This window comes from Sandarakinorhabdus limnophila DSM 17366 (assembly GCF_945882885.1).
Lineage (GTDB): Bacteria > Pseudomonadota > Alphaproteobacteria > Sphingomonadales > Sphingomonadaceae > Sandarakinorhabdus > Sandarakinorhabdus limnophila_A.
Map to the genome: position 1 here is coordinate 18,439 of NZ_CAMCWT010000036.1, position 10,065 is coordinate 28,503.

The 10,065-nt window shown below is 66.4% G+C and carries 9 protein-coding genes; all 9 read left to right on the top strand.

Features of this window, described 5'->3' with window-relative positions:
• Window positions 1-11: 11 nt before the first annotated feature.
• Window positions 12-1,211 (top strand): FtsW/RodA/SpoVE family cell cycle protein, encoded by a 1,200-nt coding sequence (locus Q7O19_RS09170; RefSeq protein WP_303810080.1) that lies wholly within the window; start codon window positions 12-14, stop codon window positions 1,209-1,211.
• The gene (murG, locus tag Q7O19_RS09175) at window positions 1,208-2,332 is read left to right on the top strand and encodes an undecaprenyldiphospho-muramoylpentapeptide beta-N-acetylglucosaminyltransferase (RefSeq protein ID WP_303810081.1); all 1,125 of its coding nucleotides are present in this window, start codon (window positions 1,208-1,210) and stop codon (window positions 2,330-2,332) included. Before Q7O19_RS09170 ends, murG begins: the two co-directional genes overlap by 4 nt.
• Window positions 2,329-3,777, top strand: a complete 1,449-nt coding sequence (gene murC, locus Q7O19_RS09180; protein WP_303810084.1) for a UDP-N-acetylmuramate--L-alanine ligase — start codon at window positions 2,329-2,331, stop codon at window positions 3,775-3,777. The genes murG and murC overlap by 4 nt, the downstream gene beginning before the upstream one ends.
• Window positions 3,774-4,670 carry a UDP-N-acetylmuramate dehydrogenase gene (murB, locus tag Q7O19_RS09185; protein WP_303810086.1) on the top strand — a complete coding sequence of 299 codons (897 nt, stop codon included), beginning with the start codon at window positions 3,774-3,776 and terminating at the stop codon, window positions 4,668-4,670. The genes murC and murB overlap by 4 nt, the downstream gene beginning before the upstream one ends.
• Window positions 4,667-5,626, top strand: coding sequence for a D-alanine--D-alanine ligase (locus Q7O19_RS09190; RefSeq protein WP_303810088.1), 960 nt, complete (start codon window positions 4,667-4,669; stop codon window positions 5,624-5,626). Before murB ends, Q7O19_RS09190 begins: the two co-directional genes overlap by 4 nt.
• Window positions 5,623-6,498 carry a cell division protein FtsQ/DivIB gene (locus Q7O19_RS09195; RefSeq protein WP_303810090.1) on the top strand — a complete coding sequence of 292 codons (876 nt, stop codon included), beginning with the start codon at window positions 5,623-5,625 and terminating at the stop codon, window positions 6,496-6,498. Before Q7O19_RS09190 ends, Q7O19_RS09195 begins: the two co-directional genes overlap by 4 nt.
• 7 nt (window positions 6,499-6,505) lie before the next feature.
• Entirely contained in the window at window positions 6,506-7,783 is a 1,278-nt protein-coding gene (gene ftsA, locus Q7O19_RS09200) for a cell division protein FtsA (protein WP_303810091.1), read from the top strand.
• Window positions 7,784-7,842: 59 nt separating this feature from the next.
• A complete protein-coding gene (gene ftsZ, locus Q7O19_RS09205) occupies window positions 7,843-9,348 on the top strand; it encodes a cell division protein FtsZ (protein ID WP_303810092.1) in 1,506 nt (501 codons plus the stop codon).
• Window positions 9,349-9,489: 141 nt separating this feature from the next.
• On the top strand, window positions 9,490-10,065 hold a 576-nt coding region (locus tag Q7O19_RS09210), incomplete at its 3' end, for a DUF1800 family protein (RefSeq protein WP_303810094.1).

Sequence of the window (10,065 nt, forward strand, 5' to 3'; positions counted from 1 at the left end):
GGGGGGACCAGATGGCCAGCCGCAGCACCAATCGCACGCTTGCCGCCGCGCTCACGCGCGGAGACCGCTCCACCATTGGCCGCTGGTTCTGGACGATCGACAAGACGCTGCTGATCATCATCTTCGCGCTGGTCGCCGCCGGCATCGTTGCCGTGGCGGCGGCTTCCCCGGCCGCTGCCCGCAGGCTTTCGGGCACCGCGCTGCGCTTTGACGACCTCCATTTCCTCTATCGCCAGTTGGGTTGGGTGGCGCTGGGCCTGCCGCTGATGCTGGCGACCTCGATGCTGGACATGCGCCTGCTAAAGCGGCTGGCGGTCATTGGCACACTGGGCTGCCTGGTCGCGCTGCTGCTGGTGCCGTTCATCGGCGGCGGTGCCAACGGCGCGGCGCGCTGGATCCAGTTGCCAGGGTTCCAGTTCCAGCCGTCAGAGTTCTTCAAGCCCTGCTTCATCGTCACCACAGCCTGGCTGCTCAGCCTTAAGGTGGAAGACCGCAGTCTGCCCACTATGCAGATCAGCCTAGGGCTGCTCGGCATGGCGCTAATCTACCTGATCGCCCAGCCGGATGTCGGCCAATCGGCGCTGATTTCGGCGGTGTGGCTCACCCAGGCGATGCTGGCCGGCCTGTCGCTCACCATTGTCGGCGCGCTGGCTGGGCTGGGCATCGTCGGGTTGGTCGCGGCCTATTTCACCCTCGATCACTTCGCCGCCCGCATCGACAAATGGATATTGGGCACCGGCGACACCTTCCAGATCGACAAGGCGCTCGATTGCTTTCGCGCCGGCGGATGGCTGGGCACCGGGCCAGGCGAAGGCCGCATGAAGTTCCGCCTGCCTGAAGCCCAGACCGACTATATCTTCTCGGTGATCGGTGAGGAGTTCGGCTTGATCGCCTGCTTCATGCTGGCCGGCCTGTTCATGGGCTTGGTGGTGCGCGCCCTGCTGGTGGCGATGGACGAGGAAGATCCGTTCGTGTTCCTCGCCACCGCTGGCCTGGCCGCGCAGTTCGGCTTTCAGGCGGCGATCAACATGATGGTCAATCTGGCACTGCTGCCGTCCAAGGGCATGACCCTGCCCTTCATCAGCCATGGCGGATCCTCATACCTCGCCATCTGTGTTGGTGCCGGCCTGCTGCTGGCGTTAACCCGTTGCAATCCCTTCCTGAAGGGCCAGCCCTGGGCGCGGCCGCCCGGCAGCCTGCGCGCAGCATGACGGACAATCCCCGCCAGATGACTCCCGGCCCCGGCGGCACTTATGTGCTGTGCGCCGGCGGCACCGGCGGCCATATGGTGCCCGCGCATTGCCTGGCGCTGGAGTTGATGGCGCGCGGCCACAAGGTTCATCTCGTGACGGATGAACGCGGCTTGCGCTTCCCCGGGCTGTTTCCGGGCGTGCCGGTGACCAAGGTGGAGGCGGCTTCGACCGGTCGCAGCGGCTGGCGCTCACTGCCGCAGGTGGCGCTCTCGATTTGGAAAGGCCGCAGCGCCGCACGCAAGCTTTTCAAGGAGATGCGCCCCCGCGCCGTCATTGGTTTTGGCGGCTATCCCGCCCTGCCGGGCCTGCTCGCCGGCCTGTCGCTCTACCTGCCCTGCCTGATCCACGAACAGAACGCCGTGCTCGGCCGCACCAACCGCTATCTCGCGCCGCGGGTGCGGGCGATCGCCACCAGCTTCCGCAGGATACGCCGCATGGAGGGCAGTTGGCAGCGCCGCGCGCATTTCGTTGGCAACCCGGTGCGCCCCGAAGTGCTGGCGGCCCGCGACATTCCCTTCGACGAAAATGCTGCCCGTTTGAAGCTTCTGGTGACCGGCGGCAGCCAGGGAGCGGCGGTTCTGAACCGGGTTGTGCCGGCTGCCGTCCGCCTGCTGCCGGCCGCTGTCCGCGCCAATCTGGACATCACCCACCAGGGCCGCGACGAGGATCGCGAGGAGATGCTGGCCGCTTACCACGATGCCGGGATCGAGCCGACCATCGCCGCATACTTCCCCGACCTCCCCGCTGAAATGGCGTCCAGCCATATCGTCATCGCCCGGTCAGGCGCGTCGACGGTGGCGGAACTCGCTATGATGGGCCGGCCGTCCATTCTGGTGCCGCTGCCGATCGCCACCGACGATCATCAGGCCGACAATGCCGCCGCCCTGGTGGCAGCCGGCGGTGCGCAAATGATCCGTCAAAAGGATTTTACGCCAGAGCAACTGGCAGAGGCCTTGACGGGGTGGCTGACAGACCGGAAGGGCTTGGGCGAAGCCGCTGCCGCAGCGCGCGCCGCCGGTCATCCGGAGGCCGCGATACGCCTGGCCAATCTTGTCATTGCCACCGGATTGATCGCATGAACCCCGCTCCCGAAAATCTCAGCCTGCGCCCCGGTTTTCGCACCGATATCGGCGTCATCCACTTCGTCGGCATCGGCGGCATCGGCATGTCCGGCATTGCAGAGGTGATGGCTAATCTGGGCTTTGACGTGCAGGGCAGCGATTCTGCCGAAGGTTATGTGGTCGAAGGCCTGCGCAAGAAGGGCATCAAGGTCTTCATCGGCCAGAAGGCGGACAATGTCGCCAATGCCGCAGTGCTGGTCACCTCCACCGCGATCAAGGCCGACAATCCCGAAGTGGTGGCGGCGCGTGCCAAGCGCATCCCGGTGGTGCGCCGGGCCGAGATGCTGGCCGAACTGATGCGGCTGAAAAGCTGCGTGGCGGTTGCCGGCACCCACGGCAAGACCACCACGACTTCCATGGTCGCAACATTGTTGGATGCCGGCGGGCTGGACCCCACCGTGATTAATGGCGGCATCATCAATTCGATCGGTTCCAACGCCCGCCTTGGCGCGTCGGACTGGATGGTGGTGGAAGCTGATGAAAGCGACGGCAGCTTCCTGCGGCTGACCGGCACCTTCGGCATCGTCACCAACATTGATCCCGAACATCTCGATCATTGGGGCAATTTCGAAGCGGTGAAGCAGGGCTTCGAACGCTTCGTCCACGCCGTGCCTTTCTATGGCGCCGCGATCCTCTGCATCGATCACCCGGAAGTGCAGGCGCTGATCCCGCGCGTGTCGGACCGGCGCATCATCACCTACGGCTTTGCCGCCACTGCCGATGTGCGCGGGCTGGACGTGACGCCGGTCCCGGGCGGCAACCGTTTTTCGGTGCTGGTGCGCACGCGCGCCCAAGGACTCGAATCCCAGCGCCGCATCGACGATCTGGTGCTGCCGATGCCCGGCCGCCACAATGTGCAGAATGCGCTCGCCGCCATCGCGGTGGCGCTGGAACTGGGCGTGGATGATGCCGGCCTGCGCGCCGGCCTCGCCCGCTTTGGCGGCGTGAAGCGCCGCTTCACCAAGGTCGGCGAGGTCGCCGGCACCACCATCATCGATGATTATGGCCACCACCCGGTGGAAATCCGCGCCGTGCTCGCCGCCGCCCGCGAAGGCGCAACCGGGCGCGTGATTGCGGTCGTGCAGCCGCACCGTTTCACGCGATTGCGCGATCTGATGGCGGACTTCTGCGCCGCGTTCAACGATGCCGACATGGTCTATGTCGCCCCAGTCTATGCTGCCGGCGAAACGCCGATCGACGGCGTGGACGCCGCTGCCCTGGCCGCCGGGCTGGTCGCGGCCGGGCATCCGATTGCCGACACGGTGACAGGCGCCGACAATCTGGCGGTGAAGCTGGCGGGCGTGGTGCAGTCCGGCGATCAGGTCATCTGCCTGGGCGCAGGCGACATCACCAAGTGGGCGGCCGGCCTCGCCGAAGCGATTGGCAAAGTGAAGGCGGGATGACCGCCCTCGCCGCCCCGCCAGCCGCGCGCGGCAAGCTGACGGCGTCTGCGCCGCTGGCACTGCTCGTCTGGTTCAAGGCGGGCGGCGTGGCAGACTGGCTGTTCGAGCCGTCCGATGTCGATGATCTGCGCAGCTTCCTGAAGGCGCTGCCTGCCGATGTGCCTGTGATGGCGCTGGGGCTGGGCAGCAACCTGATCGTGCGTGATGGCGGCGTGCCGGGCGTGGTGGTGCGGTTGGGCAAGGCCTTCGGCAAGGTCAGCGCAGAAGGCGACACGCTCACTTGCGGCGGCGGCGCATCGGGCATTGCGGTGAGCAGCGCCGCGCGCGATGCCGGCGTGGCAGGCCTGGAATTCCTGCGCGGCATCCCCGGCACGGTGGGCGGCTTCGTGCGGATGAACGGCGGTGCCTATGGCCGTGAAGTCGCCGATGTACTGGTCGACGTCATGGTGGTTACCCGCGACGGCAGCATTGAAGCCCGCGCCCTGTCGGCGCTGGATTACAGCTATCGCCACAGCAATCTGCAGGACGGCGAGATCGTCGTTTCGGCGCGTCTCAAGGGCCAACCCGGCGACAAGGTCGCCATCCAGGCTGAGATGGATCGCATCGCCGCCGCCCGCGAAGCCAGCCAGCCGCTGCGCACCCGCACAGGCGGTTCCACCTTCAAGAATCCGGCGCCGCATAAGGCCTGGGAACTGGTGCACAATGCCGGCTGCCGAGGGCTGCGCGTTGGCGGCGCCGAAGTGAGCGAGAAGCATTCGAATTTCCTGATCAACAGCCACCGCGCCACCGCTGCCGATATCGAGGCACTTGGCGAACTGGTGCGCGCCCATGTGCTGCGCACGAGCGGTGTGGCGTTGGAATGGGAAATCCAGCGGGTGGGGCGGGTGCAATGAAAGTGGCAGTGCTCATGGGCGGTTGGTCGGCGGAGCGCGAGGTGTCCCTCACTTCCGGCCGCGGCATCGCGCAGGCCTGCCGCAGCCTGGGCCACGACGTGACCGAAATCGACATGGGCCGCGATGTGGCGCAGCGCCTGATCGAAGCCGCGCCCGACGTGGTGTTCAACGCGCTGCACGGCACGCCGGGCGAAGATGGAACGGTGCAAGGCCTGATGGACCTGCTGGGCCTGTGCTACACCCACAGCGGGCTGACCACTTCGGCCATCGCCATCGACAAGGAACTCACCAAGAAAGTGCTGGTGCCGGCCGGCGTGCCGATGCCGCAGGGCAAGGTCGTCGCCAGCGAAAGCCTGTTCGACGGCGATCCGCTGGCCCGGCCTTATGTGCTGAAGCCGGTCAACGAAGGCTCGTCCGTCGGCGTCGCCATCGTCACGGATAGCAGCAATTACGGCAATCCCATCCGCCGCGACGTGCCAGGGCCTTGGGCTGCATTCGAAACGCTGCTGGCCGAGCCGTTTGTGGCCGGCAAGGAATTGACCGTGGCGGTGATCGGCGACGAAGCCCTGGCCGTGACCGAATTGCAGACCTCCAGCGGCTTTTATGATTACGAAGCCAAATATACCGATGGCATGACCCTGCACATCTGCCCCGCCGAACTGCCGGCCGATGTGGAAGCCGCCTGCCTGGCCCATGCGCTGACCGCCCACCGTGCGCTTGGCTGCCGGGGCACCAGCCGTTCCGATTTCCGTTGGGACCCGGCACAGGGTCTGAAGGGCCTGTTCCTGCTGGAAACCAACACCCAGCCGGGCATGACGCCCTTGAGCCTGGTGCCGGAGCAGGCAAAGTATCGCGGCATCAGTTACGAACAGCTGGTGCAGCGCCTGATCGATATGGCCCTGCATGATTTTGGGCGCGGCCACGGGCGCGACCACGGCAAGGGAGACCAGCCATGACTGCCGCCGTTCTGAAACGCGGCGCCAGGCCACCAAGAGCCGCGCAGAATCGGCCGACGCGCCTGTCTGGCGCACAGAAAATCACCCGCCAGCAGTTGGGTGTCGGGGGCGCGGTGTTACTGGCGATTGCGATCGCGGTGATGGTCGCCGTGGGCGTGCCGCAGCGCATCTGGAACGGCTTTGTGGAATGGACCGCCGCGCAAGGGTGGGAAGTGCGCCATGTCGAACTGACCGGCGCCCGTGAGCAGGAGCGGCTGGCGATCTATGCCGCCGTCTTGAATGGCCCGAGCAACGCCATGCTCGCCACCGATCTGGACGATGTGCGCGACCGGCTGCGCGCGCTGCCGTGGCTGGCCGATGCCAGCGTGCAGCGCCGCCTGCCCGATACGCTGGTGATCGAGGTGAAGGAGCGCAAACCCGTCGCGCTTTGGCAGTATCACCAGCGCCTGGCCGCCATCGATATCACCGGCAAGGTGCTGACCCGCGAGCGCCTGGAACGCTGGAACGATCTGCCGATCCTGGTTGGTGCCGGCGCCAATGCCCGCGTGCGCGACGCGCTGGAACTGATCGCCGCAACGCCGCTGGGCCGTGACGTGAATGCCGCCGTGTTCGTGGGTGGCCGCCGCTGGGATTTGCGGTTCAAGAGTGGCGAGACGCTGGCGCTGCCGGATCAGCCCGGCCAGGCCCGCGCGGCGCTGGCCACATTTGCCAAGTTGGATGGGCAGGGGCCGGAGCGGTTGCTGGGCGGGCGTTTCACCCGGTTCGATCTGCGGTTGCCGGGCCGCATGATCGTTGCGGGACCTGCGGTGGCCGAAACATTGGCCGAAGCGGAAAAGGCGCGCCGCGCCGCCGCGCAGGCCCAAAAGATCTGAGGAACATATGGCCCCCCGTATTCCCCTTCCTCCCCTTGGCCGGAGCCAGTCCGAACGGCCGGTCGCCGTGCTTGATGTCGGCACCTCGAAAGTATCGGCCTTGATTGCGCTGGTGGGTGGCGACGGACCGCCGCGGATCATCGGCAGCGGGCAAAAGCCCTGCATGGGCCTGAAGCGCGGCACCGTGACAGATTTCGACAAGGCCGAAATGGCGATCCGTGGCGCCATTGACCAGGCCGAACGCGCGGCCGGCATGCAGATGGACAGTGTTGTGGCCAACTTTGCCGCCGGCAACATGGCCAGTAGCATGGCCAGTGCCGAGATCGACATCGCTGGCGCCAGCATCACCCCCACCGACATGGTGACGCTGCGCCAGGCCGGCCGTGCCGCCATCGATCCGCGCGGGCGCAGCGTGGTGCATGCCTTGCCGGCGCTGTACACGCTGGATGGCCTGCCCGGCGTTGAAAGCCCGCTGGGCCTGCATGCCGATCGGCTGGGCATGGATATCCATGTCGTCACTGCCGACACACCGGCGATTCTGAACTTCACCCGCGCCGTGGCGCAATCGCACCTGGGCATTTCCATGCTGGTTGCCAGCCCGCTGGCCGCCAGCCTCGCCGTGCTGGACGAGGAAGAGCGCGATATTGGCGTGGCGCTGATCGACATCGGCGCCGGCATGATCAGCATTGCCGTGCACAAGTTCGGCATCGCCGTGGGCGTCGCCACCGTGCCCATGGGCAGCGCCGACATCACCGACGACATTGCGGCGGCCTTCGACACCAAGCGCAGCATTGCTGAACGGTTGAAGACCTTTGATGGCGCGGCTGTGGCCACCATCCGTGATCAGTCCGACCCGGTGCTGATCCCGCCGTCGGTCGAGGATGGCAGCGTGGAAGCCCGCAAGGTGCCGCGCGCACAATTGGTGGGCGTTATCCGCACCCGGCTCGACATATTGTTCGGCGAGATTGGCAAGGCGCTGTCATCGCTGGGTTTTGTCGGCCCGCAGGCACGGCGGATCGTGCTGACCGGCGGCGGCTCCGATCTGCGCTCGATCGCCGATTATGCCGGCTCCTATCTGGGCTGCAACGTGCGCATCGGCCGCCCGCGCGGGCTGAACGGCCTGCCAGTGGCGCAGGAAGGCCCGGCCTTTGCGACGCTGGCCGGCCTGGTGCTGTTTGCGCAAGGCGACCCCGGCGACGTCTGGCATGCGCAAGTGTCGGGCGAAGCCCCCTCGCTTCGGCGCGGATTCGGGGGGGTCATCGAAAAACTGTGGGGAAATCTGTGAAGTCACTTCCCAGCGATTCGCACATCATCTAGTATGCTTTTGACCTCGGGAGACACGACATGCTGGAATTCGCCAAGCCAGAACTGACCGAACTGAAGCCGCGTATCGCTGTCATTGGTGTCGGCGGTGCCGGCTGCAATGCGGTGGCCAACATGATCGCCGCCGATCTGATGGGCGTAGAGTTCGTGGTCGCCAACACCGATGCCCAACAGCTGGCCATGAGCCCGGCTGGCACCCGCATCCAGCTTGGCATGAAGATCACACAGGGCCTGGGCGCCGGCGCCCGCCCGGAGATCGGCCGCGCTGCCGCCGAGGAAACGCTTGAGCAGCTCGAAACCGCGCTGGATGGCGCGCACATGTGCTTCATCGCCGCCGGCATGGGCGGCGGCACCGGCACGGGCGCAGCCCCAGTCGTGGCCCGCGCCGCGCGCGAGAAGGGGATTCTGACGGTTGGCGTGGTCACCAAGCCGTTCAGCTTTGAAGGCGCCAAGCGCATGCGCGCCGCGGAAGAAGGCATTGCCGAACTGCAGAAGCATGTCGACACGCTGATCATCATCCCCAACCAGAATCTGTTCCTGATCGCCAACGCCAACACCACCTTCAAGGACGCCTTTGCGATGGCGGACCAGGTGCTGCATCAGGGCGTGCGCGGCATCACCGATCTGATGATCATGCCGGGCCTGATCAACCTCGATTTCGCCGACATCCGCACCGTGATGAGCGAGATGGGCAAGGCCATGATGGGCACCGGCGAAGCCAGCGGCGAAGGCCGTGCCATCGAGGCTGCGCAGAAGGCCATCGCCAACCCGCTGCTCGATGAAGTTTCCATGCGCGGCGCCAAGGGCGTGATCATCAACATCACCGGCGGCGACGATCTGAAGCTGATGGAAGTGGACGAAGCCGCTTCCTACATCCGCGACATGGTCGATACCGAAGCCAACATCATCGTGGGCAGCGCCTTCAACAAGGATCTGGATGGCCTGATGCGGGTGAGCGTGGTGGCCACCGGCATCGATGCCGCCAGCCGTCCGATGCCGGTACCGGCGCCGCAGAAGAAGGCGGCCGCACCGGCCTTCCTTTCGCAGCCCAGCATCTTCACCATGCCGCCGCCGATCAGCCAGCCGGAACCGGAACTGGAGCCGGTGGCTGAAGTGCAGCCGGAGCCGGAACCGGTGAACGAAGCGCCCGTGGCTCCGACGCTTGACTTGCCCGCGGGCGAGGAAGCCATGGCACGCGTGCTCGATGGCATCGATCGCAAGCAGCCCGAACCCGCCGAAGCGGTGGAAGACGACGCCATGGATCTGGCCGAGATGGGCGAACGGATTGAAACCAGCTTCACCTTCACGCCGGTCGCGCCGGTGGCTGGCCCGGCGGCGAACCCGCCCCCGGCGCCGGAGCCGGTGGCTGAAGATCGCCCGCTGACCCTGTTTGAACGCATGATGGGCATGAGCCGCAAGCCGCGCGCCCCGGAAGCGCCGCCTGCCACGCTGGCGCCGCAGCCGGAACCGCCGCAGGCCAGCGATGATGACGTGCCCGGTTTCATGAAGCGGCAGGTCAATCCCTGAGACCGGCGTGGTCTGCAACGGACGGACTTGCCCCGCAACCCGTTGCAGACCGTTCACGCTGCAAGATGATCAAGGCCCGGCTGGCAACAGCCGGGCCTTTTTCGTGCGAGGGAAAAGCCGCGCTGCCGCGTTGTAAATGGCATGAGCCTTGCTGCAATTGCCCTCAATCGCTTCGGCCTTGGCGCCCGCCCCGCCGATGCAGCGCCTGCCGATCCGCGCGGCTGGCTTCTGGGCCAACTTGGTCGATTTGATCCACGCCCGACCGTGATCACCGCCCTCCCCAATGCTGCGGCGATGACCCTGCAATATCGGCAGAATCTGGCGCAGCTGCGCCGGCAAGGTCTGATCGGAGGGGGCGTGATCGGCGCCCGCCGCCCCGGCGATCCTGAACCGCCCAAAGGCCCCAAAGCCGAAGCGATGGCCAACCAGGCCCAGCGCGAGCGCCGCCAGGCCTTTGCCCAGGCCTATGGCAGCCAGGTGGGTGCGCGGCTAGCATTGTCGCTCACCAGCGCGGCGCCCTTTGCCGAACGGCTGGTGCATTTCTGGGCCAATCATTTCGCCATTTCCACCGACAAGCTGGCCACCGCCACCATGGGTGGCCCGTTGGAGTTCGAAGCCATCCGCCCGCACATCGGCGGGCGTTTTGCCGACATGCTGCTGGCCGTCACCCGTCATCCGGGCATGCAGTTCTATCTTGATCAGGCGCAATCGATCGGG

What these genes read in the sequence shown, in the direction of transcription:
- murC (WP_303810084.1), top strand. Translation starts at nt 2,329, where the DNA reads ATGAACCCCGCTCCCGAAAATCTCAGCCTGCGCCCCGGTTTTCGCACC.
- ftsA (WP_303810091.1), top strand. Translation starts at nt 6,506, where the DNA reads ATGGCCCCCCGTATTCCCCTTCCTCCCCTTGGCCGGAGCCAGTCCGAA.
- Q7O19_RS09170 (WP_303810080.1), top strand. Translation starts at nt 12, where the DNA reads ATGGCCAGCCGCAGCACCAATCGCACGCTTGCCGCCGCGCTCACGCGC.
- ftsZ (WP_303810092.1), top strand. Translation starts at nt 7,843, where the DNA reads ATGCTGGAATTCGCCAAGCCAGAACTGACCGAACTGAAGCCGCGTATC.
- murG (WP_303810081.1), top strand. Translation starts at nt 1,208, where the DNA reads ATGACGGACAATCCCCGCCAGATGACTCCCGGCCCCGGCGGCACTTAT.
- murB (WP_303810086.1), top strand. Translation starts at nt 3,774, where the DNA reads ATGACCGCCCTCGCCGCCCCGCCAGCCGCGCGCGGCAAGCTGACGGCG.
- Q7O19_RS09190 (WP_303810088.1), top strand. Translation starts at nt 4,667, where the DNA reads ATGAAAGTGGCAGTGCTCATGGGCGGTTGGTCGGCGGAGCGCGAGGTG.
- Q7O19_RS09195 (WP_303810090.1), top strand. Translation starts at nt 5,623, where the DNA reads ATGACTGCCGCCGTTCTGAAACGCGGCGCCAGGCCACCAAGAGCCGCG.